Here is a 251-nt window from a genome sequence, read left to right on the forward strand (position 1 = left end):
CTGGCAGGTCATCGAGACGATCATCGCCAAGGAGCGCCCCGACGCGATCCTCCCGACCCTCGGCGGCCAGACCGCGCTGAACGCGGCGATCGAACTGCACAACCACGGCATCCTCGAGAAGTACGACGTCGAGCTCATCGGCGCGAACTTCGAGGCGATCAACAAGGGCGAGGACCGCCAGATCTTCAAGCAGCTGGTCCTCGATGCCGGTGCCGACGTGGCGGATTCCCGCATCGCCCACACGATGGACG

Annotated in this window: 1 protein-coding gene; it reads left to right on the forward strand. The window is 65.3% G+C overall.

The window, feature by feature from the left end; all coding sequences use genetic code 11:
- Positions 1–251, forward strand: a 251-nt coding sequence (locus SB822_RS59290) for a hypothetical protein (RefSeq protein WP_410859398.1), incomplete at both ends; no start/stop codon positions are given.

Source organism: Paraburkholderia sp. SIMBA_054, assembly GCF_046534875.1.
Lineage (GTDB): Bacteria > Pseudomonadota > Gammaproteobacteria > Burkholderiales > Burkholderiaceae > Paraburkholderia > Paraburkholderia hospita.